Source organism: Pseudomonas sp. GW823-FHT06B06, from assembly GCF_058795195.1.
Genome location: NZ_JBXAHO010000029.1, coordinates 7,616 through 32,629, shown reverse-complemented (window position 1 = coordinate 32,629; position 25,014 = coordinate 7,616). Strand labels below are relative to the sequence as shown.

The 25,014-nt window shown below is 60.3% G+C and carries 17 protein-coding genes; 6 read left to right on the top strand and 11 right to left on the bottom strand.

Annotated elements, in window-relative coordinates; translation table 11 throughout:
* Positions 1–24 precede the first annotated feature (24 nt).
* The 9 genes from gltB to AC1Q8Q_RS23040 all read right to left on the bottom strand — a co-directional run bounded on the left by gltB (position 25) and on the right by AC1Q8Q_RS23040 (position 13,029).
* Positions 25–4,470, bottom strand: coding sequence for a glutamate synthase large subunit (gene gltB, locus AC1Q8Q_RS23080; RefSeq protein ID WP_020796156.1), 4,446 nt, complete (start codon positions 4,468–4,470; stop codon positions 25–27).
* A 350-nt stretch (positions 4,471–4,820) separates the two neighbouring features.
* On the bottom strand, positions 4,821–6,410 hold the full coding sequence (locus AC1Q8Q_RS23075; protein WP_168757102.1) for an AAA family ATPase: 1,590 nt from the start codon (positions 6,408–6,410) through the stop codon (positions 4,821–4,823).
* Positions 6,411–6,420: 10 nt separating this feature from the next.
* On the bottom strand, positions 6,421–7,521 hold the full coding sequence (gene aroB / locus AC1Q8Q_RS23070) for a 3-dehydroquinate synthase (protein ID WP_020796154.1): 1,101 nt from the start codon (positions 7,519–7,521) through the stop codon (positions 6,421–6,423).
* A 151-nt stretch (positions 7,522–7,672) separates the two neighbouring features.
* Positions 7,673–8,191: a shikimate kinase AroK gene (gene aroK / locus AC1Q8Q_RS23065; protein WP_032831512.1), complete on the bottom strand. Its 519-nt coding sequence runs from the start codon at positions 8,189–8,191 to the stop codon at positions 7,673–7,675.
* 4 nt (positions 8,192–8,195) lie between these two features.
* A complete protein-coding gene (locus tag AC1Q8Q_RS23060; RefSeq protein WP_489327103.1) occupies positions 8,196–10,247 on the bottom strand; it encodes a type IV pilus secretin PilQ in 2,052 nt (683 codons plus the stop codon).
* A 13-nt stretch (positions 10,248–10,260) separates the two neighbouring features.
* On the bottom strand, positions 10,261–10,785 hold the full coding sequence (locus tag AC1Q8Q_RS23055) for a pilus assembly protein PilP (RefSeq protein WP_033042554.1): 525 nt from the start codon (positions 10,783–10,785) through the stop codon (positions 10,261–10,263).
* Positions 10,785–11,405 carry a type IV pilus inner membrane component PilO gene (locus AC1Q8Q_RS23050; RefSeq protein ID WP_033042556.1) on the bottom strand — a complete coding sequence of 207 codons (621 nt, stop codon included), beginning with the start codon at positions 11,403–11,405 and terminating at the stop codon, positions 10,785–10,787. The genes AC1Q8Q_RS23055 and AC1Q8Q_RS23050 overlap by 1 nt, the downstream gene beginning before the upstream one ends.
* The gene (locus AC1Q8Q_RS23045) at positions 11,402–11,968 is read right to left on the bottom strand and encodes a PilN domain-containing protein (RefSeq protein ID WP_020796150.1); all 567 of its coding nucleotides are present in this window, start codon (positions 11,966–11,968) and stop codon (positions 11,402–11,404) included. The genes AC1Q8Q_RS23050 and AC1Q8Q_RS23045 overlap by 4 nt, the downstream gene beginning before the upstream one ends.
* Positions 11,968–13,029: a pilus assembly protein PilM gene (locus AC1Q8Q_RS23040; protein ID WP_020796149.1), complete on the bottom strand. Its 1,062-nt coding sequence runs from the start codon at positions 13,027–13,029 to the stop codon at positions 11,968–11,970. Before AC1Q8Q_RS23040 ends, AC1Q8Q_RS23045 begins: the two co-directional genes overlap by 1 nt.
* Positions 13,030–13,243: 214 nt before the next feature.
* Here AC1Q8Q_RS23040 and AC1Q8Q_RS23035 point away from each other — a divergent pair, with 214 nt between their 5' ends.
* Positions 13,244–15,685, top strand: a complete 2,442-nt coding sequence (locus AC1Q8Q_RS23035) for a penicillin-binding protein 1A (RefSeq protein ID WP_033042561.1) — start codon at positions 13,244–13,246, stop codon at positions 15,683–15,685.
* Between the two features lie 241 nt (positions 15,686–15,926).
* Here the strand turns inward: AC1Q8Q_RS23035 and AC1Q8Q_RS23030 are convergent, their stop codons facing one another.
* Complete coding sequence (locus tag AC1Q8Q_RS23030; RefSeq protein ID WP_020796147.1) at positions 15,927–17,195, bottom strand: malic enzyme-like NAD(P)-binding protein; 1,269 nt, start codon at positions 17,193–17,195, stop codon at positions 15,927–15,929.
* Positions 17,196–17,481: 286 nt separating this feature from the next.
* Positions 17,482–17,700 (bottom strand): 50S ribosomal protein L31, encoded by a 219-nt coding sequence (gene rpmE, locus AC1Q8Q_RS23025; protein WP_008047849.1) that lies wholly within the window; start codon positions 17,698–17,700, stop codon positions 17,482–17,484.
* A gap of 175 nt (positions 17,701–17,875) precedes the next feature.
* Between rpmE and AC1Q8Q_RS23020 the strand changes: the two genes are divergently transcribed.
* From AC1Q8Q_RS23020 to hslU, 5 genes are all read left to right on the top strand, one after another.
* A complete protein-coding gene (locus AC1Q8Q_RS23020; RefSeq protein WP_492615524.1) occupies positions 17,876–20,095 on the top strand; it encodes a primosomal protein N' in 2,220 nt (739 codons plus the stop codon).
* 237 nt (positions 20,096–20,332) lie between these two features.
* On the top strand, positions 20,333–22,069 hold the full coding sequence (argS, locus tag AC1Q8Q_RS23015) for an arginine--tRNA ligase (protein ID WP_033044373.1): 1,737 nt from the start codon (positions 20,333–20,335) through the stop codon (positions 22,067–22,069).
* Position 22,070: 1 nt separating this feature from the next.
* The gene (locus AC1Q8Q_RS23010; RefSeq protein WP_008058118.1) at positions 22,071–22,781 is read left to right on the top strand and encodes an SPOR domain-containing protein; all 711 of its coding nucleotides are present in this window, start codon (positions 22,071–22,073) and stop codon (positions 22,779–22,781) included.
* A 232-nt stretch (positions 22,782–23,013) separates the two neighbouring features.
* Positions 23,014–23,544: an ATP-dependent protease subunit HslV gene (hslV, locus tag AC1Q8Q_RS23005; protein WP_020801247.1), complete on the top strand. Its 531-nt coding sequence runs from the start codon at positions 23,014–23,016 to the stop codon at positions 23,542–23,544.
* 54 nt (positions 23,545–23,598) lie between these two features.
* A complete protein-coding gene (gene hslU / locus AC1Q8Q_RS23000) occupies positions 23,599–24,936 on the top strand; it encodes an ATP-dependent protease ATPase subunit HslU (RefSeq protein WP_020801248.1) in 1,338 nt (445 codons plus the stop codon).
* The last annotated feature ends 78 nt before the right edge of the window (positions 24,937–25,014 follow it).

Genomic DNA, 25,014 nt, shown 5'->3' with positions numbered 1-25,014 from the left:
CTCATCAAACTCTTCAGGCGCATATCACTGCGGGTTGGCACGGGTGCTGGAAAGCAACGATTTCAGGGAGGCAGCCTTGGGCTTGACCAACCAGAAACGACGCACGTAATCATCGAGGTTCTCGGCGAGTTCACGACCCCACTCGCTGTCGGTTTCCTCAACGTACTCGTTCAGCACGCGTTGCAAATGGCTACGGTAGGCTTCCATCGCCTCGCCGCTGATCCGCTGGATTTCCACCAGTTCGTGGTTGACCCGGTCAACGAAGGTGTTGTCCTGGTCGAGCACGTAGGCGAAACCGCCGGTCATGCCAGAGCCGAAGTTATAACCGGTCTTGCCCAGGACGCAGACGAAACCACCGGTCATGTACTCGCAGCAGTGATCGCCAGTGCCTTCCACGACGGTGTGGGCACCGGAGTTACGCACGGCGAAACGCTCGCCCGCGGTACCGGCGGCGAACAACTTGCCGCCCGTGGCGCCGTACAGGCAGGTGTTGCCGATGATGGCACTGTCCTGGGTCTTGTAGATGCTGCCCTTTGGCGGAACGATCACCAGCTTGCCGCCGGTCATGCCCTTGCCGACGTAGTCGTTGGCGTCACCTTCCAGGTACATGTTCAGGCCGCCGGCGTTCCATACACCGAAGCTCTGGCCGGCCGTGCCCTTGAAGCGGAAGGTGATAGGCGCATTGGCCATGCCCTGGTTGCCGTGCTTACGGGCGATGTCGCCGGAGATCCGCGCGCCGATGGAACGGTCGCAGTTGCAGATATCCAGTTCGAACTCCGCGCCGCTCTTGTCGTTGATCGCCGAGGTGGCCATTTCGACCATTTTCTCGGCCAGCAAGCCTTTGTCGAACGGCGGGTTACGCTCCACACCGCAGAACTGTGGCTTGTCCGCCGGCACGTGGTCGCTGCCCAGCAACGGGGTCAGGTCGAGGTGATGCTGCTTGGCGGTCTGGCCTTCGAGGACTTCCAGCAGATCGGTACGACCGATCAGCTCTTCGAGGGAGCGCACGCCCAGCTTGGCCAGCCACTCACGGGTTTCTTCGGCGACGTAAGTGAAGAAATTCACCACCATGTCGACGGTACCGATGTAGTGATCCTTGCGCAGCTTCTCGTTCTGGGTCGCGACGCCGGTGGCACAGTTGTTCAGGTGGCAGATGCGCAGGTATTTGCAGCCCAGGGCAATCATTGGCGCGGTGCCGAAGCCGAAGCTTTCAGCGCCGAGGATGGCTGCCTTGATCACGTCAAGGCCGGTCTTCAGGCCGCCGTCGGTCTGCACCCGGACTTTGCCGCGCAGGTCGTTGCCACGCAGGGTCTGGTGAGTTTCGGCCAGGCCGAGTTCCCACGGAGCGCCCGCGTATTTGATCGAGGTCAGTGGCGATGCGCCGGTGCCGCCGTCGTAGCCGGAGATGGTGATCAAGTCCGCGTAGGCCTTGGCCACACCGGCAGCGATGGTGCCGACGCCCGCTTCCGCTACCAGCTTCACCGAGACAAGCGCCTTCGGGTTGACCTGCTTGAGGTCGAAAATCAGCTGCGACAAGTCTTCGATCGAATAGATGTCGTGGTGCGGCGGTGGCGAAATCAGGGTCACGCCCGGCACTGCATAACGCAGCTTGGCGATCAGGCCGTTGACCTTGCCGCCTGGCAGTTGACCACCTTCGCCAGGCTTGGCGCCTTGGGCAACCTTGATCTGCAGCACTTCAGCGTTGACCAGGTACTCCGGGGTCACACCGAAACGGCCGGTCGCAACCTGCTTGATTTTCGAGCTCTTGATGGTGCCGTAGCGCGCCGGGTCTTCACCACCTTCACCGGAGTTGGAACGCGCACCGAGGCGGTTCATGGCTTCGGCCAGGGCTTCGTGAGCCTCAGGCGACAGGGCGCCCAGCGAGATACCGGCGGAGTCGAAGCGCTTGAGCACCGATTCCAGCGGTTCGATTTCGCTCATGTCCAGCGGGGTATCGAGGGTCTTGACCTTGAGCAGGTCACGGATCATCGACACCGGGCGGTTATCCACCAGCGAGGTGTATTCCTTGAACTTGCTGTAGTCGCCCTGCTGCACGGCGGCTTGCAGGGTGTTGACCACGTCCGGGTTGTACGCGTGATATTCGCCACCGTGGACGAACTTCAGCAGGCCGCCTTGCTGGATCGGCTTGCGCGGGCTCCAGGCTTCGGTGGCCAAGGCTTTCTGCTCGGCTTCGATGTCGACGAAACGCGCGCCCTTGATGCGGCTCGGCACGCCCTTGAAGCTCAGGTTGCAGACTTCCTCGGACAGGCCGATGGCTTCGAACAACTGTGCGCCACGGTACGAAGTGATGGTCGAGATGCCCATCTTCGAGAGGATCTTGAGCAGGCCCTTGGTGATGCCTTTACGGTAATTCTTGAACACCTCGTAGAGGTCGCCCAGCACTTCACCGGTACGGATCAGGTCGCCCAGCACTTCGTAGGCCAGGAACGGATAAACGGCAGAGGCACCGAAACCGATCAACACGGCGAAGTGATGCGGATCGCGAGCAGTCGCGGTTTCCACCAGGATGTTGGAGTCGCAACGCAGGCCCTTCTCGGTCAGGCGGTGGTGTACCGCGCCGGTGGCCAGGGAGGCGTGGATCGGCAACTTGCCCGGGGCAATGTGACGGTCACTCAGGACGATCTGCGTACGACCGGCGCGCACGGCTTCTTCAGCCTGATCGGCGACGTTGCGGATGGCTGCTTCGAGGCCGACGCTTTCGTCGTAGTTGAGGTCGATGATCTGGCGTTCGAAGCCTGGACGATCGAGGTTCATCAGCGAGCGCCACTTGGCCGGGGAAATGACCGGCGAGCTGAGGATCACGCGCGACGCGTGTTCCGGCGACTCCTGGAAGATGTTGCGCTCGGCACCGAGGCAGATCTCCAGCGACATGACGATGGCTTCACGCAGCGGGTCGATCGGCGGGTTGGTCACCTGCGCGAACTGCTGGCGGAAATAGTCGTAAGGCGTACGCACGCGCTGGGACAGCACGGCCATCGGCGTATCGTCGCCCATCGAGCCCACGGCTTCGTAGCCTTGCTCGCCAAGCGGGCGCAGCACCTGGTCGCGCTCTTCGAACGTGACCTGGTACATCTTCATGTATTGCTTGAGCTGATCGACGTCGTAGAACGCCGAACCGTGGTCGTTGTCTTCCATGGTCGCCTGGATGCGCAGGGCATTCTTGCGCAGCCATTGCTTGTACGGATGACGTGACTTGAGACGGTTGTCGATGGCATCGGTGTCGAGGATCTGACCGGTCTCGGTGTCCACGGCAAAGATCTGGCCAGGCCCCACGCGGCCCTTGGCGATCACGTCTTCAGGCTGGTAGTTCCAGACACCGATTTCCGAAGCCAGGGTGATGAAACCGTTCTTGGTGGTGACCCAACGCGCCGGACGCAGGCCGTTACGGTCGAGCAGGCACACCGCGTAGCGACCGTCGGTCATAACCACACCGGCCGGGCCATCCCACGGTTCCATGTGCATCGAGTTGTACTCGTAGAACGCACGCAGGTCCGGGTCCATGGTCTCGACGTTCTGCCACGCAGGCGGAATGATCATCCGCACGCCGCGGAACAGATCGATACCACCGGTGACCATCAGCTCGAGCATGTTGTCCATGCTCGATGAGTCGGAACCGACACGGTTGACCAGCGGGCCGAGTTCTTCCAGATCCATCAGATCGTTGGCGAACTTGGTGCGACGGGCCACGGCCCAGTTGCGGTTGCCGGTGATGGTGTTGATCTCGCCGTTGTGCGCCAGGAAGCGGAACGGTTGGGCCAGCGGCCATTTCGGCAGGGTGTTGGTGGAGAAGCGCTGGTGGAACACGCAAATCGAGGTTTGCAGGCGCTCATCGCTCAGGTCTGGATAGAAGGCGGTCAGGTCCGCCGGCATCATCAGGCCTTTATAGATAATGGTCTTGTGCGAAAAGCTGCAGACGTAGTGGTCGGTATCGGCGGCGTTGGCCACCGATGAACGACGACGGGAGGTGAACAGCTTGACGGCCATGTCCTGGTCGCTCAGGCCTTCGCCACCGATGAACACCTGCTCGATCTGTGGCAGGCGCTCAAGGGCCAGGCGGCCGAGGACGCTGGTATCGATCGGCACTTTGCGCCAGCCGACCAACTGCAGGCCGGCAGCCAGGATCTCGCGGTTCATGTTCTCGCGAGCGGCTTCAGCCTTGACCGGGTCCTGGTTGAAGAAAACCATGCCCACAGCGTATTGCTTGGGCAGTTCGACGCCGAAGGTTTCCTGGGCGATCGCTCGCAGGAACACGTCCGGCTTTTGAATCAGCAGACCGCAACCGTCACCGGTCTTGCCGTCAGCATTAATCCCACCGCGGTGGGTCATGCAGGTCAGGGCCTCGATGGCCGTTTGCAAAAGGGTATGACTGGGCTCGCCCTGCATATGGGCAATCAGGCCGAAACCGCAGTTATCCTTGAATTCATCTGGTTGGTACAGACCTGCTTTCATAGACACTTTCTCACCAGGCTGCCCCTTATCGAGGCAAATTTCTTTTCAATTCAACCACTTACCATCCGCACCGAACGTACGCCAGCTTTGCGGGGGCAAAAGGGAGGTCATTGTACACACCGACACTTGGCCTCACAAATTTGGCGACGAAATGTCGCAAATCTATGTCGCATTTGTGAAAGGTTTAAAGCGATCTGCTGTGCTAGTCAAAACTTTTTTTAATTTTGACCGCTACGACTCAAAGACTACTGTGACGCAGACACCACAAGGCACGCAGCCCGAAAGGTTGCGCGCACTTGTAGAAATTTTGAGGTGCTTGGAGAGGCGGCCTGGGTAAGGCCGCCGAATCTTCAGCGAGTTGTTGCCAGTTCCTGTTGGACGCTGGCGACAGTGCGAGGCCAAGGTTTACCAGCCTGGACCTTCGCTGGCAAGGCCTTGATGGCGGAAACGGCTGCATCACGATTGGCGAAGTTGCCGTAGGTGATCACGTAGAGCGGTTTGCCGTTGAGGACTTTCTTGAAATAACGGTACTCGCCGCCTTGCTCCTTGACGAAGTTTTGTGCGGCGGTTTCCGAGCTGGTGCCGAGGATCTGCACCACGTAATTACCCGGTGCCTGACCGGCGTACCAGGTGCCACCGGCAGCCTTGGCGACGGTCGCTGGCTTCTCGGCCGGCTTGGCAGCAGCGGCGGCTGGCTTGGCTGGCGCCGGAGCTGGAGCCGGCTTGGCAACCGGAGCAGGCGCTGGCTTGGCGGTAGCGACCTGGGTCGGTGCAGGCGTCGGCTTGGCGGTTGGCGTGGGCGTTGGCGCAGGACCAGCCGGAACGCCCGCTGGCGGTGCGATCGTAGTCACGGTCGGTGGCGTTGCGCTGGAACCCTCGACCGGCACGCCGTCATCGCCCTCGGTAATGCCACCCGCTGCTTCGGCCAATGGAGCACGCATGACAGGTTGCGAATTGCCGACCAACGGCAATGGCGTAGGCTGCGTGTTGCCGGCGAATTCGACGGCCGGAGCACCGCCCGACGAGCCCTGGCCAAGCGGCAGTTGCGCCTGTTCGTTGGCAGGCGCACCGGTGGTCGGTGTCTTGCTGCGACCAGGCATCAACCAGGCGGCGGCTACCGCGACCACAACGACGGCGGAAATCGCCAATACGTGTTTCTTCGGCATATTGAACCCCATACTTGGACGCTTCACCGCTGAGCGGCTGGCAATCATGGCTTCGATCATCGCATCGCGGGCAGCCTGGTTGATGTTGCCAGGCCAACCCTCGGAGCTTTCGTGAATATCAGAGATCTGATTTACAGTGAAAAGTTCGATACCCCGGCCGGCGCCTTCAAGCCGCTGCTCCAGGTATTCACGCGTTTCCTCTTCGGTGTAAGGCTGCAGCTCGATGACGTGGAAGCGTTCTTCCTCGAGTTGCAAAGCCTCAAGCTGAGCGATCATCGAGGACTCGCCGAACAGGAACACATGCGGACGGCCTTCCGGCGCACCCGCGCCCAAGGCCATCAAGGCTTCAAGCCCGGACTCGTCGAGCTGCTCGGCATCATCGACCAGCAGATAGACTTCCTGCCCAGTCAGAGCAAGCTGCACCACCTGTTTCAGAATTGCCCCGATCTCAGCCTGGGCAACGTCCAGTGCCTGGGCAACCTGGCGCAACACGCCAGCCGAATCACCCGCACCACGGGCGGAAACCACCACGCTTTGCACGGTCTGCTTGTTGGTACTGGCCACCAGGGCCTGGCGCAGCAGGGTCTTGCCACTGCCATGCGGACCTGTGACCACCAACAGCAACTGGCTGTAACGCGCCAGATGGTGCAACTGCCCCAGCACCGGCTTGCGCTGGGCAGGGAAAAACTTGAAGCCAGGGACCCGTGGAGCAAAAGGGTCATGACTCAACTGGTAGTGGCCGAGGAAAGCCTCGTCGGCATGCAAACTAGTCATCGCGTTCTTATTAACCTTTAAGCTGAGCCAGGGCGCGGTAATCCGCTCCCAGCGTGGCCTGTAGAACCTCTTTCGGATAATCGTCGGTCACTACCGCTTCGCCCATGTGGCGCAGCAGCACCAGGCGCAAACGACCGTCGATCACTTTCTTGTCAATTGCCATGTGTTCGAGAAAATCGGCCGGGGTCATCTCTTCAGGCGGAATAACCGGCAGGCCGGCACGCTGGAACAGGCGAATGCCGCGGTCGCGCTCCTGTTCGCTGATCCAGCCCAGGCGCGCGGACATCTCCAAAGCCATGACAGTGCCAGCAGCCACCGCTTCACCATGTAGCCAGACACCATAGCCCATGTGGGTCTCGATGGCGTGACCGAAGGTGTGCCCCAGGTTGAGCGTTGCCCGTACACCAGTTTCTTTCTCGTCGGCGCCGACCACGGCCGCCTTGGCCGCACAGGAGCGCTCGATGGCATAGGTGAGGGCTTGCTGATCCAGGTTGCGCAGGCGGTCGACGTTGTCTTCGAGCCAGGTCAGGAACGGCTCATCGCAGATCAACCCATACTTGATGACTTCGGCCAGGCCGGCGGACAGCTCGCGGGCCGGCAGCGTATTGAGGGAGGCGGTGTCGATAAGCACGACGTTCGGCTGATAGAAGGCGCCGACCATGTTCTTGCCCAGCGGATGATTGATACCGGTCTTGCCACCCACCGAAGAGTCAACCTGCGACAGCAGCGTGGTCGGAACCTGGATAAAATCGACACCGCGCTGGTAGCAGGCTGCCGCAAAGCCGGCCATGTCGCCAATCACGCCGCCACCCAGGGCGATCACCGTGGTGCGCCGATCGTGCCGCGCGGTCAGCAGACCGTCGAAAATCAGCTGCAGGGTTTCCCAGGTCTTGAAGGCCTCGCCGTCGGGCAACACCACGGAAATCACCGAGAACTGCGCAAGGCTGCGGGTCAGGCGTTCGAGATAGAGAGGCGCAACGGTTTCATTGGAAATGATCGCCACTTGCCGTCCGCGAATGTGCGGGGCCAGCAGCTCAGGCTGGTCCAACAAACCTTCGCCAATATGAATCGGGTAGCTGCGCTCGCCTAGATCGACCTTGAGTGTCTGCATGTGTCCCCACAGTGAAGATGGAATCAGGCAACCTGCCTTGGGTTAACGAATGTCTACGGCCACCGCGGGTGTGACGTCGCTCGATGGCCATTCGCCACAACCTCGAGCGGTCATGGCAGGAGGCCGAGGATAGCGCATTTCGTGCGACGCTTTAACGGGGCGGCAATTGCTGCAAACGCTCCAGGATATCGAGCACGACCATTCGCGGCGGTCGTTCATCCGTTTCCACCACCAGATCGGCGATTTCCCGATAAAGAGGGTCGCGAATGGCCAAAAGGTCCCTGAGGGTCTTGGCCGGATCGGCTGTACGCAACAATGGCCGATTGCGGTCGCGTGAAGTGCGGCCGACCTGCTGCTCGACGGAGGCATGCAGATAGACCACACGTCCGCCAGCGCGCAGCGCCCGACGATTGGCCTCGCGCATGACCGCGCCACCGCCTGTCGCCAGCACCACGCCGTCGTAATCGCACAGCTCGGCAATCATTGCCTGCTCGCGCTCACGAAAGCCCGGTTCGCCTTCCTTGTCGAAGATCCATGGGATATTGGCGCCCGTGCGTAATTCAATTTCCTTATCGGAATCTTTGAATGGCAAGCGCAGCTCTTTGGCCAGCAATCGGCCGATGGTGCTTTTTCCAGCCCCCATCGGTCCTACAAGTATCAAATTTCGCACAGAATCAACGACTCACAGCAATCGCCTGGTTATTCATGATACGCGGTGTGAGAAACACCAACAGCTCGGATTTTTTCTCCGAAACCACGTCACGCCGGAAAAGGCGGCCAAGATACGGCACATCGCCAAGAAATGGCACCTTATCTACAACCTTGCTTTGAGTATTTGAGAAAACACCACCAATGACGATGGTCTCGCCATCGTTGACCAGGACCTTGGCATTGACTTCGTTTTTCTTGATCGGCGGCACATCCTGGACCTTGTTCAGGTAATCCGGCTCATCCTTGGTGACCTTGACCTCCATGATGATCCGGTTGTCCGGCGTGATCTGCGGCGTCACCTCCAGCGATAGCGAAGCCTCTTTGAACGAGACCGAAGTAGCGCCGCTGGAGCTGGCTTCCTGGTAGGGAATCTCGGTGCCCTTGAGGATCTTTGCGGTTTCCTTGTCGGAAGTGACGACCTTGGGTTGCGAGACGATTTCGCCATTGCCGGTCTTTTCCATGGCCGTCAATTCAAGGTCCAGCAAGACGTTGTCGGTGATGAAGGCGATGCCGATGCCCGATGTGTTGTTGGCGACCCCCAGGTCGACGAACGGCGAGCTGGTGCTACCGCCGTCGCTGGTGCCGTTACCGACTCCCGAGGCATTCCAGTTGCCTTTGTTCTGTATTGAGCCTCCCCAACGCACGCCAAGGCTCTTGTCGTAGTCAACGTTGGCTTCAACGATACGCGCCTCGATCATCACCTGACGTACCGGAATATCCAGCTGCGCAACGATGCGCCGCAGTTCGTCGAGCCGGTCCTGGGTCTGGTAGGCAATGATGTTGTTGGTGCGTTCATCGACCGTGATCGATCCCCGTTCGTCGGCTTTCGCCTCGGCGTTGGTCACCGACTGGAACAGTTTGGCGATATCGGCCGCCTTGGCGTAATTGACCTGCAACAGCTCCCGACGCAGTGGTGCCAGGTCGGCAATCTGCTTTTGCGACTCCAGCTCCTGGCGTTCACGGGCGGCAATTTCGTCGGCCGGAGCGACGAGCAACACATTACCCAGCTTGCGCTTGTCCAGGCCCTTGGTTTTCAGTACCAGGTCCAGCGCCTGGTCCCAGGGTACGTTTTGCAGGCGCAGGGTAATTCCCCCCTGGACCGTGTCACTGGCGACGAGATTGAGGTTGGTGAAATCGGCGATCAGTTGCAGTACCGAGCGCACGTCGATGTCCTGGAAATTCAGCGAAAGCTTTTCACCGCTGTAGGCATTGCGATCGGCGTTGCGCTTTTGCAGGTCGTCGACCGTCATCGGACGAATGCTGACGGTCAGCTTGTTGTCGGTCTGGTAGGTCGAATAGTCAAAGGCACCGCTGGGTTCTATGGTGATGGTCGCCTTGTCCCCCGTGGCACTGGCATTGACGAATTGTACCGGTGTGGCGAAATCCTTCACATCCAGGCGCACACGCAACGGCTCGGGCAATCGGGTCTTGTTGAAGCCGAGAACGATCTTGCCTTCGCGCTCCTGGATATCGGGTGCAATGGACGGATCCGACAAGTCGATCACGACATTGCCTTCGCCCTCGGTACCCCGCTGGAAATCCACCGCACGAATCGCTTTGCCTGTCGGTGCAACCGCGCGCGCCGGAACCGGGACCGGTACAGCAGCAGCGGCCGCTCTTGGCGCACGGCTTTTACCTCCCTGCCCGACGACCACAAACAGGTTATTGCCTTCGACCCGCATGTCGTAGGGGCTCAACTGGGTCAGGTTGATGATCAGCCGCGCACGATCCTTGGCCTCCACCACGGTCGCGCTGCGGGCATTGCCACTGCCCAGGTCGCGAGTTTTGCTCGCCAGCTGACTGACGACACCGGGCAGATCCAGGGCAATCCGGGCAGGAGAGTCCGTTGTATAACCACGGGGCGTCGGAGGCGGTTGGTCGAACACCAGCTTCAACTCGACGCGATCTCCCGGCAATGCGGCGACATCCAGCGCCTTGAGGTTGGCCGCTTGTACCATCGGTGACAGCAACGCTATCCATAGCGATACTCCGAGGGTGGAGAAAATCCTGTTCATTGTACGAGTTCCACTATGAGTGCTCTTTCAAAGGAAGGATCCGCGGCCGCTCCAGCCAGGCACCTTCGCCGTCAGGAACGATTTCTACCACTTCGACTTGCGAGCCACTGATGGCGACAATCCGGCCGTCGTTACGCCCCAGGTAATCACCGACTTTCAGCCGATGCACCCCACCAGCGCCGCGCAGCAGTGCAAAGGAGCCTGCCGCATTGGAAATCGTGCCGACCATTTCAAACTGCTCGATATTGAAACCCTCGAGGTACTGCTTGACCCGGCTGGGGTCAGGCTTGACGTTGCGCGCACCTTGTTGGTGTGCCAGATCGACCTTGACCTGCCGTGAAAACGGGCTACGCAAGTTGGCGGCGTTGTAGGTGAACGTCGGGTAAGACCGAAATGTCGGCGTTGGTTCAATTTTGCCCGGCGCCCGAAGGCGCATTTCGTTCATGTAGGCGTCCAGGTCGCTGAAATCATCGCCGCCGTCACAGCCAGCCAATAAGGCGACCAAAACCACTATCGAACAACCACGTAGCGGGCTCATCAATTCAGTCCCTTGTCGTTGTAGCGGTAAGTCCTGGCCAGGATGCTCATGCGCAATTTCGGTCCGTCGTCTGGATTGACCGGCGCGAGGTCGAAATCATGCAGGGTGACGATACGCGGCAACCCGGCCACGCCACTGACAAAAGTGGCCAGGTCGTGATAGGCACCGGTGACCGTGATCTTGATCGGCAGTTCGATGTAGAACGGCTGGGTGACCTCCGGCAACAGCTTGATCTCTTCGAACTCCAGGCCGCTGCCCAGCCCTGTTCGAGTGATATCTTCCAGCAGGCCTGGGACTTCAGTGTCGCTGGGGAGTTGCCGTAGCAGAACACCGAAGGCATTCTCCATCTCCTTCATCTGCTGGGAGTAAAGTTCCAGATTCGCCGCCATTTGGGATTTGCTGGCAAATTGCTCCTTGAGGGTCGACTCCTCCTCTCGCTTGAGCTCAAGCTGGTTTTCAAGCTCGCTCGTGGAAAAGTTGTAGCCGATCGACAGCACCAGGACCGCGACCACAATGCCCATCAGGACTTTAATCGCGGGTGGCCAGGCCCCCATGTTGTGAGTATCCAGATCGTTGATATCGATCCTGCGCAACCCGTCGAGCCATTCGGACGGACTCATTCGCCATCCTCCACGGCCGCGGTCCGGGTTTGACGAACGGTCAACTGAAAAACATTGGCCTGGTCCAGTTGGCCCGAGGTCGTCGCCTTGACTTCAGTCAGGCTGGGCGCATCGAACCAGTCGGACGCCTCCAGGTTTCGCATCAGGTCTGAAACACGGTTGTTCGATTGCGCCGCCCCAGTGATGGACAAGGTCTTGCCCGTCATTTTGACTTCGGTGAAATACACCCCATCGGGCAAGGTCCGCGCCAGTTGATCAAATATTCGCCCGCTGATCGGGCGATTACCTTGCAAGTCCTGGATGATGCTCATGCGCTCGACCAATTGTTGGCGACGAGCCTTGAGATCGCTGATCTGCTTGATCCGCTCGTCGACCATGGCGATCTGTCTGCCGATGTAGTCGTTACGTGCAATCTGCCGCTCGATAGCTCCGCCGATGACTTGGTTGAGCACGAGCAAGGCGCCTGCCGAACCCAGCACTACAGCTGCCAGCACCACGAGGAAGCGCTTGCGCCGCTCTTCCCGTCGCTCTTCGCGCCAGGGTAATAGATTGATCCGCGCCATCAGTCGAAACTCCTGAGGGCCAACCCGCAGGCAATCATCAGCGCCGGCGCATCGCTGGCCAGGGCCACGGCATTGACCTTGCTGCCCAACGTCATGTCGCAAAACGGGTTGGCCACCAGCGTTGGCGTTCCCAATTGCTGCTCGATCAACCGCTCCAGACCGGGGATTGACGCAGTACCGCCGGCCAGCAGAATCTGGTCGACCGCGCTGTACTGGCCCGAAGCGAAGAAGAACTGCAATGAGCGCGATACTTGCTGTACCAGCGCTTCGCGAAACGGCTGCAGCACTTCGCCGACATAATCATCCGGCAAGCCGCCTTGTCTCTTCGCCAAGCCGGCCTGCTCAACGGTCAGGCCATATCGGCGCTGAATTGCCTCGGTGAGCTGACGGCCGCCGAACAATTGCTCTCGGGTATAGATAATCCGCCCCTCAAGCAGCACGCTCAGGGTGGTCATGGTTGCTCCGACATCGACTACTGCCACCAAGCGCCCTTGAGCGCCTCCCTGCTGGATCTTGAGCAAACCGAACGAACGCTCCAGGGCATAGGCCTCCACGTCGACCACGCGCGCAGTCAAGCCCGCCAGGGCCAGTGCGGCCTCACGGACCTCGACATTTTCCTTGCGACAGGCGGCAAGTAACACGTTGACCCGCTCAGGATTGCGCGTGGAAGCGCCCTGGACTTCGAAATCGATGGCGACATCGTCCAGCGGATAAGGGATGTACTGGTCGGCCTCGATCTTCAACTGGTCTTCCATCTCGTCATCGGTAAGGCCGGCATCCATTTCAATGGTCTTGGTGATCACTGCAGAACCGGCCACGGCCACCGCTACGTACTTGAGGTCGGTCCTGGCCTTGACCAGCACGCGCGCCAGCGCCTGGCCCACCCCATCGAGCTCGGCGATATTTTTCTCGATGACCGCCTTGGCGGGCAACGGCTCGACTGCGTAGGCTTCGACCCGATAGCCATTGCCCTGGCGGCTCAGTTCCAGCAACTTCACCGAAGTGGAGCTGATATCGATTCCCAGGAGCGACCTGGCTTTTTTATTGAAGAGTCTTAGCACTACCAATTCCCTATGACTTTCCGTGAGTTACGGACTCCATAACGGGTGTTGCGTTCAATCCACCCGTCTTGACAGCTAGCGCAAATAACGCCTTGGACGGAAAAATGCTTATAATGCCCAGCGTTTTTTTCCGGTTTTTCTCAAGCGCGGGTCGTTCTCCTTTAGCCTGAACCCTGATGCCAAATTCATTTTTTGCCCTGGATGTCCAAAAGCCTTGATTCGTCTGCTGAAATTTTTCGGTTGGTCCATCGTCGCCGTATTCTGCGGACTGCTTCTGGGTCTGAGTGGGGCGTTTCTTTACCTTAGTCCTGGATTGCCCTCCGTTGAGGCACTGAGAAGCATCCAGTTGCAGATTCCCCTGCGGGTCTACAGCAGCGACAACAAGTTGATCGCAGAATTTGGCGAAATGCGCCGTACACCGATCCGTTTCGCCGACATTCCCCCCAACTTCATTAATGCGTTACTAAGTGCTGAAGACGATAACTTCGCCAATCACTACGGCGTCGATCCCAGCAGCCTGATGCGCGCTGCCACTCAACTGGTCAAAAGTGGCCATATCCAGTCCGGCGGCAGCACCATCACCATGCAGGTGGCAAAAAACTTCTTCCTGACCAGCGAACGCAGCTTCTCGCGTAAAACCACCGAAATCCTCTTGGCCCTGCAGATCGAACGGCAGCTGACCAAGGATGAAATCCTTGAGCTGTACGTCAACAAGATCTATCTGGGCAACCGCGCCTACGGCATCGAGGCAGCGGCGCAGGTGTATTACGGCAAGTCGATTCGCGACATCAGCCTGGCGCAGATGGCGATGATCGCCGGCTTGCCCAAAGCGCCTTCGCGATTCAACCCGCTGGCCAACCCGGCCCGTAGCAAGGAGCGTCGCGACTGGATCCTGGGGCGCATGTACAAGCTGGGCAAAATCAGCGAAGCCGACTACACCACTGCCGTCAACGAGCCGCTGAACGCCAGCTATCACGTACCGACTCCAGAAGTGAACGCGCCCTACATCGCCGAGATGGCCCGCGCCGAAATGGTTGGCCGCTATGGCAGCGATGCGTACACCGAAGGTTTCCGCGTCACCACCACGGTGCCGAGCAACCTTCAGGAAATGGCCAACACCGCCCTCCACGAAGGCTTGATGACCTATGACCAGCGTCACGGCTATCGGGGCCCCGAGTCTCGTCTGCCGGGCAAGACGCGCGAGGCGTGGGCGACCGAACTGACCAAGCAACGCACCATCAGCAGCCTTGAACCAGCCATCGTCACCCAGGTCGACAAGAGCGGCCTGCAGGTGCTGACCCGCACCGGCAGCGAACACGTTAGCTGGGACACCATGAAATGGGCTCGCCCATTCCTGAACACCAACAGCATGGGTCCAAACCCCAAGCAGCCTTCGGATGTGGCCCAGGTCGGCGATCTGATTCGCGTGCAACGCCAGGCGGACAATTCGCTGAAATTCAGCCAGATCCCGCAGGCTCAGGGCGCATTGGTCTCCCTTGATCCGCAAAACGGCGCCATCCGCGCGCTGGTCGGCGGTTTCGCCTTTGAGCAAAGTAACTACAACCGCGCCCTTCAAGCCAAGCGCCAGCCGGGTTCGAGCTTCAAGCCTTTCGTCTACAGTGCCGCACTGGATAACGGCTACACCGCGTCCAGCCTGGTGAACGACGCACCGATCGTGTTTGTCGACGAATACCTGGACAAAGTCTGGCGCCCGAAAAACGACACCAATACCTTCCTCGGCCCGATCCGCCTGCGTGAAGCGCTCTACAAGTCACGTAACCTGGTTTCGATTCGCCTGTTGCAAGCGATGGGCGTTGGCAAGACCATCGACTACATCTCCCGCTTTGGCTTTAACAAGCAGGATCTGCCACCCAACCTTTCCCTGGCCCTGGGTACCGCAACCCTGACACCAATGGAAATTGCCACGGGCTGGAGTACCTTTGCCAACGGTGGCTACAAGATCACCCCGTACATCATCGAAAAGATCGAAAGCCGCAATGGCGATACACTGTTCGTTGCGAACCCACCCAGCGTGCCAAAAGGCGCTGTCGCGACCGACGGTATCGCCGCACCCGCCGCCGAAGCCTTTACGGTCAATGCAACACCTGGCCAGGCACCGGGCGAGCAACCAGCACCACAAACACCTGCCGTGGCTGAACGCATTGTCGATGGACGAACCACCTACATCCTCAACAGCATGCTGGAGGACGTGATCAAGCTCGGTACCGGTCGTCGCGCGCTGGCCCTGGGCCGCAGCGACATTGCCGGCAAGACCGGCACCACCAACGAGTCCAAGGACGCCTGGTTCTCCGGCTACAACGCCGATTACGTCACCACCGTCTGGACAGGCTTCGACCAGCCCGAAAGCCTGGGTCGCAAGGAGTTTGGTGGCACCGTCGCCCTACCCATCTGGATGAACTTCATGGGTGCCGCGCTCAAAGACCTGCCGCCTCACACCCAGCCAGAGCCGGAAGGCATCCTGAGCCTGCGGGTAGATCCAATCAGCGGCCGTGCAGCCACTCCAGGCACGCCTGGGGCCTACTTCGAGCTGTTCAAGGTCGAAGATACGCCGCCGACGGGCAATGAGCTGGGCAACGGCAACGCTCCAGGCAGCCCGCTACCGGCGGATGAGGGCGCGCCGATCGATTTGTTCTGATCGCAAGCCACATCAAAGAGCCCTGCCCTCGTGAGAAGTGCAGGGCTTTTTATTGCCTGCCAGATTTGCATTTATTTAACTGCCGCCTTCGCGGGCAAGCCCGCTCCCACAGGAATCGCATAAACCTTGCGGGAGCGGGCTTGCCCGCGAAAAGGCCTGCACAATCGACGCAAAACTCACGGATGTAAAAAAGCCCCGGCTCAAAACGAGCCGGGGCTTTCGGTTGAAGCGCTACAACGGCTTAGCCGTTGAACACGTCATCCACGCTTTTGAGCGGGTAGTTCTTCGGATACGGCAGGGTCGCCACGCCGGTCTCGATCGCAGCCTTGGCCACAGCGTCAGAGATCAGGGTGATCAAGCGAGCATCCATTGGTTTCGGAATGATGTACTCACGACCGAATTCCAGCTTGATGCCACCGTAGGCATCGCACACTTCCTGAGGCACTGGCAGCTTGGCCAGTTCACGCAAGGCGTTGGCCGCAGCCACTTTCATTTCTTCGTTGATGCGCTTGGCGCGAACGTCCAGGGCACCACGGAAGATGAACGGGAAGCCCAGCACGTTGTTGACCTGGTTCGGGTAGTCCGAACGGCCGGTGGCCATGATCACGTCGCTACGGGTAGCGTGTGCCAGCTCCGGGGAGATTTCCGGATCAGGGTTGGAGCACGCGAACACGATCGGGTTAGGCGCCATGGACAGCAGGCCTTCAGCGCTCAGCAGGTTCGGGCCGGACAGGCCGACGAACACGTCTGCACCTTGCAGGGCGTCTGCCAGGGTGCGTTTGTCAGTCGCGTGAGCGAAGACGGCCTTGTACTGGTTCAGGTCGTCACGGCCGGAGTGGATCACACCGGTACGGTCAACCATGTAGATGTTTTCGATGTTGGCACCCATGCTCACCAGCAATTTCATGCAGGAGATGGCGGCAGCACCGGCACCCAGGCACACGATCTTGGCTTGCGGCAGGGTTTTGCCAGCGATTTCCAGGGCGTTGATCATGCCGGCTGCGGTCACGATCGCGGTACCGTGCTGGTCGTCGTGGAATACCGGGATGTCACACTGCTCGATCAGGGCGCGTTCAATTTCAAAGCACTCAGGCGCCTTGATGTCTTCCAGGTTGATGCCACCGAAAGTGATGGAGATCCGCTTGACGGTGTCGATGAAGGCCTGCGGGCTTTCAGAATCGACTTCGATGTCGAAAACGTCGATGCCGGCGAAGCGCTTGAACAGCACGCCTTTACCTTCCATCACTGGTTTGGAGGCCAATGGGCCGAGGTTACCCAGGCCCAGAATCGCGGTGCCATCGGAAATGACTGCAACCAGGTTGCCTTTGCCGGTGTATTTGTAGGCCAGCTCAGGATCGCGGGCGATCTCGCGTACTGGTTCAGCTACGCCGGGGCTGTACGCCAGCGACAGGTCGCGGGCGGTAGCAGTGGCCTTGGTGAGCTCGACACTCAGCTTCCCTGGACGAGGATTGGCGTGATATTCGAGAGCGGCAGTTTTCAGATCAGACATTTTGGCATTCCGCTTTTACTGTTGGACAGACTGGTCAGCGAGGATACGCGCCTGGCAAAATCCCCACAAGACTGACCGGTCACCCCTGTCAAGCGCCCGGCCCTACGACTTTGGGCCAAGAGCCGCGGAACACAAGGGATAGACTGTTCACAATCCAAGTAAAAAATGTCTACAATTATTTGAAAATGGCCATTGCAGCCAAATCACAGACACAAAAAAGGCGTCCCGAGGGACGCCTTTTTCATCAGCATGGGAAAACTGCAGCGTTTTCCCATGATGATCGGCCTTAGGCCTTTTTCGCACCGAAAGCACCGAAACGGTCTGCGAAGCGCTGAACGCGGCCGCCAGTGTCCAGAGTCTTCTGCTTACCGGTGTAGAACGGGTGGCATTCGTTGCAAACGTCGATCGCCAGGGCTTTGCCGAAGGTCGAACGAGTTTCGAACTTGTTGCCGCAGCTGCAGGTAACAGCAACTGCTGGGTATTCTGGATGGATATCAGCTTTCATGGTGTCTTCCTCGGGCTAGCGTGCCGCCACCCAACACTATTGTTGAATACCGCACGTAATTAGGCCGCGGATTCTACCAGACAATGCCAATCACGCAAGCTGTCCCTCAAACCGGTCGTCTGCTAGGCTCCCGGCCCTGAGTCATCCTTTGTACCGTCTATCGAGATCCCCCCGCGTGCCCGACGCCATTTTGCGCCTCGCCCTGCCTTCGCCCCTGCGCCGCCTGTTTGACTACCGGGCGCCGGCTGGCGTTCTGCGTGCGCAGTTGCACCCCGGTATGCGCTTGCGGGTGCCGTTCGGCCGGCGGGAGATGATCGGGATTCTGGTGGAGGTCGCCGACACCAGCGAAGTGCCGGCGGAAAAACTCAAACCCGCCCTCGCACTGCTTGACGCAACTTCGCCCTTGCCGCCCGCGCTGTTCAAGCTTTGCCTGTGGACCTCGCAGTATTACCAGCATAGCCTCGGCGACACCTTGAGCTGGGCACTGCCGGTATTGCTGCGCCAGGGCGAACTGGCTGAGGCGCGCCAGGAGCGCTTCTGGTCCGCTGCGCCGGGCGCCAGCCTCGATGACCCGCGCATCGCCCGCGCCCCGCGCCAGCGCGAAGCCCTGGCAACGCTGGCCCAGCACCCCCACGGCGTTGCCCATCAGCTATTGAGCAAGCTGATGCTGAGCAAGGACAGCCTCGACCTGCTGCTGGCCAAGGAACTGGTCCAGGTCGACATTCGCAGGCACGCCCCCGGAGCCCGGCATGATCACTGGCTGGCCCAACCGGAGCTGCCGCTCAACCCGGAGCAACGCGCCGCCTATGAAGCGATTCGCTCAGGGTTCGACAGTTATCATGCGTTTCTGTTGGCCGGTGTCACCGGCAGCGGCAAGACCGAAGTCTATCTGCAGCTGATTCGCGAAACCCTGGAGGCCGGCAAGCAAGCACTGGTACTGATCCCGGAAATCAACCTCGGCCCGCAGACCCTGGCGCGCTTCGAGCAACGTTTCAACGCGCGTATCGCGCTGATTCACTCGGCGGTCAATGATCGCGAACGTCTCGAGGCCTGGCTCGCCGCCCGCGATGGTGAAGCCGACATCATTATCGGCACCCGCTCGGCGCTGTTCACGCCGATGAAAAACCCGGGGCTGATCATCATCGACGAAGAACACGATGGTTCCTATAAACAGCAGGAAGGCTTGCGCTATCACGCCCGCGACCTGGCGCTGGTCAGGGCACGCCAGGAAAACATCCCGATTGTCCTGGGCTCTGCCACGCCCTCACTGGAAAGCCTGCACAACGCCTACACCGGCCGGTATGGCCTGCTGCGGCTGAACGAGCGTGCCGGCGGCGCCAAACAACCGCGCTTCCTACGCCTGGACGTGAAAAGCCGTCCACTGGACAGCGGCATTTCCGGGCCCATGCAACAAGCCATCGGCCAGACCCTCGCTGCCGGCCAGCAGGTGCTGGTGTTCCTCAACCGCCGCGGCTTTGCCCCAACCCTGCTGTGTCATGACTGCGGCTGGATGTCCGAGTGCCAACGCTGCGATGCGCGCATGACGGTGCACCAGCGCTACGGCGAACTGCGTTGCCATCATTGCGGCTACGTCGAACGCGTACCGCGCCAGTGCCCCAAGTGCAACAAGGTCGACCTGCGCCCCGTGGGAGCCGGCACCGAACGGGCCGAGGAACGCCTGGGAATCCTGTTCCCGGACTATCCGGTCTTGCGGGTCGACCGCGACAGCACGTCGCGCAAGGACGCGATGAACCAGTTGTTCTCCACCATCCACAAAGGGCAGCCGTGCATCCTGGTCGGCACGCAGATGCTTGCCAAGGGCCACCACTTCCCACGGGTCACCCTGGTGTCGATCCTGGATGCGGACGGCGGGCTGTTCTCCGGCGACTTCCGCGCCAGTGAGCGCATGGCGCAACTGATTGTCCAGGTCGCCGGTCGAGCAGGCCGGGCGGAAGAGCCGGGCAAGGTGATCATCCAGACACACCTGGCCGACCACCCGCTGCTGGTGCAGTTGACCGAACAGGGTTACTTCGCCTTTGCCGAGCAGGCCTTGAGTGAACGTCGCGCAGCCGGCTTGCCGCCGTTTGCGCATTTGGCATTGCTGCGCGCCGAGGCCCACAAGCCCGGACAGGCCGAAGGGTTCCTCGATGAGGCCTGCAGCGAGGCCGAGCGCTTGCTCGCCGAACAGAATCTGAGCGCAATCGAACTGCTCGGGCCGGTACCCGCCCCGATGGAGCGACGCGCCGGGCGTTATCGTGCCCAGTTGTTGTTACAGGCTACGGCCCGGGCACCGCTGCACCGGTTGCTTGCCAGCTGGCTGTTGGTGCTGGAGCAGATGCCAAGCGGGCGGGCGGTGCGCTGGTCGCTGGATGTCGATCCCGTCGATTTGTATTGATCGCAAGGTCGCCTTCGCAAGCAGGCTCGCTCCCACAGGGGTTAAGGTGAATGCAGAGTTTATGCACACCCTTGATCTACTGTGGGAGCGAGCCTGCTCGCGAAGGGGCCCGATTTGTCACCGCATATCCATAACCTGCCAGCTATGGTTGGCAAGGTCGCCTCGGCAACGGATAATGCCCAGTTTTTCCACCAGCGCATTGATGCGCCGCCGCGCCTGCGGTCGAAAGAGAAGACCATGAAAGACACCATTCGCCAGCTGATCCAACAAGCCATCACCCAACTCGTCAACGAAGGTGTGTTGCCTGAAGGCCTGTCGCCGGCGATCCAGGTTGAAAACTCTCGCGACAAGAAAAACGGCGACTTCGCCAGTAACATCGCCATGATGCTGGCCAAGCCTGCGGGCATGAAACCGCGCGACCTGGCGGAAAAAATCATCGCGGCCCTGCCGGCTGACGAGAACGTCTCGAAGGCCGAAATCGCCGGCCCTGGCTTCCTGAACTTCTTCCAGAACACCCAGGCCTTGGCCACTCGCCTGGACGCCGCCCTGGCCGATGAACACATCGGCGTACGCAAGGCTGGCCCGGTACAGCGCACCGTGGTCGACCTGTCGGCACCGAACCTGGCCAAAGAGATGCACGTCGGCCACTTGCGCTCGACCATCATTGGCGACGGCGTAGCCCGCGTATTGGAATTCCTCGGTGACGAAGTGATCCGGCAGAACCATGTCGGCGACTGGGGCACCCAGTTCGGCATGCTGATGGCTTACCTGCAGGAAAACCCGATCACCAGCGACGAACTGTCGGACTTGGAAAACTTCTATCGCGCCGCCAAAGGGCGCTTTGACGAATCCGAAGAGTTCGCCGACCGCGCCCGTGGCCTGGTGGTCAAGCTGCAGGCTGGCGATCCCGATTGCCTGGCACTGTGGACCAAGTTCAAGGACATCTCGCTGTCCCACTGCCAGAAAATCTACGAGCTGCTGAACGTCAAGCTGACCATGGCCGACGTGATGGGCGAAAGCGCCTACAACGACGACCTGATCAATGTGGTCAACGACCTGAAGGCCGCCGGCATGCTGGTCGAGAGCAACGGCGCCCAGTGCGTGTTCCTCGACGAGTTCAAGAACGCCGACGGCGACCCGCTGCCCGTGATCATCGTCAAGGCCGACGGAGGCTACCTGTACGCCACCACCGACCTGGCCGCCGTGCGCTACCGCAGCGGCACGCTCAAGGCCGATCGCGCCCTGTACTTCGTCGACCAGCGTCAAGCCCTGCACTTCCAGCAAGTGTTCGCAGTCGCCCGTAAAGCGGGCTTCGTGACGCACCCGATGGAAATGGAACACATGGGCTTCGGTACCATGAACGGCGCTGACGGTCGCCCGTTCAAGACCCGTGACGGCGGCACCGTGAAGCTGATCGACCTGCTGACAGAAGCCCAGGAGCGCGCCTACACACTGGTGAAGGACAAGAACCCGGAGCTGGCCGAAGCCGAGCTGCGCAACATCGCCAAGGTGGTGGGTATCGGTGCGGTGAAATATGCCGACCTGTCCAAGCACCGCACCAGCGACTACAGCTTCAACTTCGACCTGATGCTGAACTTCGAGGGCAACACCGCCCCGTACCTGCTGTACGCCTACACCCGCGTGGCTGGCGTGTTCCGCAAACTCGGCAAGGACTTCAGCGAAGTCGAAGGCCAGATCGTTCTCGAAGCCCCGCACGAACTTGAACTGGCGGCAAAACTCGCGCAGTTTGGCGAGGTGCTGAACAACGTTTCCGAGAAAGGCACCCCGCACATCCTCTGCACCTACCTGTATGACGTCGCCGGCCTGTTCTCCAGCTTCTACGAGAACTGCCCGATCCTCGCCGCCGATACCCCGGAACAAATGCAGAGCCGTCTGCGCCTCGCCGCGCTGACCGGACGCACTCTCAAACAAGGCCTGGAACTCTTGGGCCTGGAAACTCTGGAGCGTATGTAAGTTGGCTGCCAAGAAAAAACCTGCACCCAAGCGTGGCGCCAGCCGTTACCAAGCTCCAGCGAAGCAACCGATCCCGGGATGGCTGTGGATGGCCATCGGCCTGACGGTCGGTGCTTTCATCGTATTCCTGATGAAGCTGGAGCCCGGCAAGGGCAGCGACACGGTCAAGCGCGAGAAAGTCGAGCAGCAACAGAAAGCCACCAAGATCGCCGAGGCCAACAAGACCCCGCCGAGTCCGACGCAACCGGTGAAGCCGAAATACGACTTCTACACCCTGTTGCCGGAATCGGAAGTGATCGTGCCACCGGATGCCGTGCCGGAAAAAACCCTGCCGACGCCGCAGGTACCGGCCATTCCGACAACGCCGGTTACACCGGCGGAAGCGGCGAAGATCGATACCGCCCGTGCCCAGGCAGCGCTGGCGGGCATTACGCCGCCGCCAGCGCCACCGGTGGCCAAGGCCGCACCGGTGACCAAGTTCTTCCTGCAGGCCGGATCGTTCCGCAAGGAGGCTGACGCGGATAAGGTGCGGGCGCAAATCATCCTGCTTGGCCAGGCGGTGGCGGTTGAATCGGGTACGGTGAAGGACGAGACCTGGTATCGGGTATTAGTGGGTCCGTTCAGTAACCGTGAGCAACTGACCACGGCACAGAAACAACTGGCCGGCGCCGGCTTCAGCAATTTGTTGTTACAACAACGCCAGAATCGCTGATTCCACCAAGGCCGCTGATCGTTCCCATGCTCCGCGTGGGAATGCAGCCCGTGACGCTCCGCGTCACTGGACGCGGAGCGTCTCTTGAGGCGTTCCCACGCGGAGCGTGGGAACGATCACCGCTGCGCAACACCACTCGTCTCCTGCCAACACCCACAGTTGAAATCCACTCCACCACCCCCATATGAATGGGCATACGGCATTTTCGCCCCGCAGCGTGGAGACTCTTCCCTTGACCACCATCGTTTCAGTTCGCCGCCACGGCAAAGTCGTCATGGGCGGCGACGGCCAGGTTTCCCTTGGCAATACCGTGATGAAAGGCAACGCGAAAAAAGTTCGTCGCCTGTACCACGGCCAGGTCATTGCCGGTTTTGCCGGTGCCACCGCTGACGCCTTTACCCTCTTCGAACGCTTCGAAGGCCAACTTGAAAAGCATCAGGGTCACCTGGTACGCGCCGCTGTCGAGCTCGCAAAGGAATGGCGTACCGATCGTTCCCTGAGCCGCCTCGAAGCCATGCTCGCGGTTGCCAACAAAGACGCCTCCCTGATCATCACCGGTAACGGCGACGTGGTCGAACCCGAAGAAGGCCTGATCGCCATGGGTTCCGGCGGCGGTTACGCCCAGGCCGCCGCCAGCGCACTGCTGAAGAAAACCGACCTGTCGGCCCGGGAGATCGTCGAGACCGCTCTCGGCATTGCCGGCGACATCTGTGTATTCACCAACCACACCCAGACCATTGAGGAGCAGGACTGCGCCGAGTAAGCCTGATTTGGCCCCGCGCCACGGCTCATTCTTGCTTGAGGTCCATTAAATATTATGTCCATGACTCCCCGTGAAATCGTCCACGAACTCAATCGCCATATCATCGGCCAGGACGATGCCAAGCGCGCCGTCGCCATTGCCCTGCGCAATCGCTGGCGCCGCATGCAGTTGCCTGAAGAACTGCGAGTTGAAGTCACACCCAAGAATATCCTGATGATCGGCCCGACCGGTGTCGGCAAGACCGAGATCGCACGTCGCCTGGCGAAACTGGCCAACGCGCCTTTCATCAAGGTCGAAGCCACCAAGTTCACCGAAGTCGGCTACGTCGGCCGTGATGTCGAATCGATCATTCGTGACCTGGCCGATGCCGCGATCAAGCTGCTGCGCGAACAGGAAATCGTCAAAGTGCGCCACCGCGCCGAAGACGCTGCCGAAGAGCGCATCCTTGACGCCCTGCTGCCTCCTGCACGCATGGGCTTCAGCAGCGACGACGCCCCGACCCAGGACTCCAATACCCGCCAACTGTTCCGCAAGCGCCTGCGCGAAGGCCAGCTGGACGACAAGGAGATCGAAATCGAAGTCGCCGAAATGGCCGGCGTCGACATCTCCGCGCCACCGGGCATGGAAGAAATGACCAACCAGCTGCAGAGCCTGTTCGCCAACATGGGCAAGGGCAAGAAGAAAGCCCGCAAGCTCAAGGTCAAAGAAGCGCTGAAGATGGTGCGCGACGAAGAAGCCAGCCGCCTGGTCAACGATGACGAGTTGAAAGCCAAGGCCCTGGAAGCAGTCGAACAGCACGGCATCGTGTTCATCGACGAAATCGACAAGGTCGCCAAGCGCGGCAACTCCGGCGGTGTCGATGTATCCCGCGAAGGCGTGCAGCGCGACTTGCTGCCGCTGATCGAAGGCTGCACCGTCAACACCAAGCTGGGCATGGTCAAGACCGACCACATCCTGTTCATCGCCTCCGGCGCCTTCCACCTGAGCAAGCCAAGCGACCTGGTGCCGGAGCTGCAAGGTCGACTGCCGATCCGTGTCGAACTCAAGGCCCTGAGCCCGGAAGATTTCGAACGCATCCTCAGCGAGCCCCACGCCTCGCTCACCGAGCAATATTGCGCGCTACTGAAAACCGAAGGCCTGGGTATCGAATTCCTGCCGAGCGGGATCAAGCGCATTGCCGAGATCGCCTGGCAGGTCAACGAGAAAACCGAAAACATCGGTGCGCGTCGCCTGCACACCTTGCTTGAACGCCTGCTGGAAGAAGTGTCTTTCAGTGCCGGCGACCTGGCCAGCGTCCATGATGACAAGGTAATCCAGATCGACGCCGACTACGTCAACAGCCACCTGGGCGAATTGGCGCAGAACGAAGACCTGTCCCGTTATATCCTGTAGGTCATGTGATTCCTTGTAGGAGCCGGGGGGGGGGGGGGGGGGGGGGGGGGGGGGGGGGGGGGGAGGGGAGGAGGGGAG

Coding starts and splice junctions, on each gene's coding strand:
- gltB (WP_020796156.1), bottom strand. CDS start 4,470: ATGAAAGCAGGTCTGTACCAACCAGATGAATTCAAGGATAACTGCGGT.
- AC1Q8Q_RS23075 (WP_168757102.1), bottom strand. CDS start 6,410: ATGACTAGTTTGCATGCCGACGAGGCTTTCCTCGGCCACTACCAGTTG.
- aroB (WP_020796154.1), bottom strand. CDS start 7,521: ATGCAGACACTCAAGGTCGATCTAGGCGAGCGCAGCTACCCGATTCAT.
- AC1Q8Q_RS23060 (WP_489327103.1), bottom strand. CDS start 10,247: ATGAACAGGATTTTCTCCACCCTCGGAGTATCGCTATGGATAGCGTTG.
- AC1Q8Q_RS23055 (WP_033042554.1), bottom strand. CDS start 10,785: ATGAGCCCGCTACGTGGTTGTTCGATAGTGGTTTTGGTCGCCTTATTG.
- AC1Q8Q_RS23050 (WP_033042556.1), bottom strand. CDS start 11,405: ATGAGTCCGTCCGAATGGCTCGACGGGTTGCGCAGGATCGATATCAAC.
- AC1Q8Q_RS23045 (WP_020796150.1), bottom strand. CDS start 11,968: ATGGCGCGGATCAATCTATTACCCTGGCGCGAAGAGCGACGGGAAGAG.
- AC1Q8Q_RS23030 (WP_020796147.1), bottom strand. CDS start 17,195: ATGTCTGATCTGAAAACTGCCGCTCTCGAATATCACGCCAATCCTCGT.
- rpmE (WP_008047849.1), bottom strand. CDS start 17,700: ATGAAAGCTGATATCCATCCAGAATACCCAGCAGTTGCTGTTACCTGC.
- argS (WP_033044373.1), top strand. CDS start 20,333: ATGAAAGACACCATTCGCCAGCTGATCCAACAAGCCATCACCCAACTC.
- hslU (WP_020801248.1), top strand. CDS start 23,599: ATGTCCATGACTCCCCGTGAAATCGTCCACGAACTCAATCGCCATATC.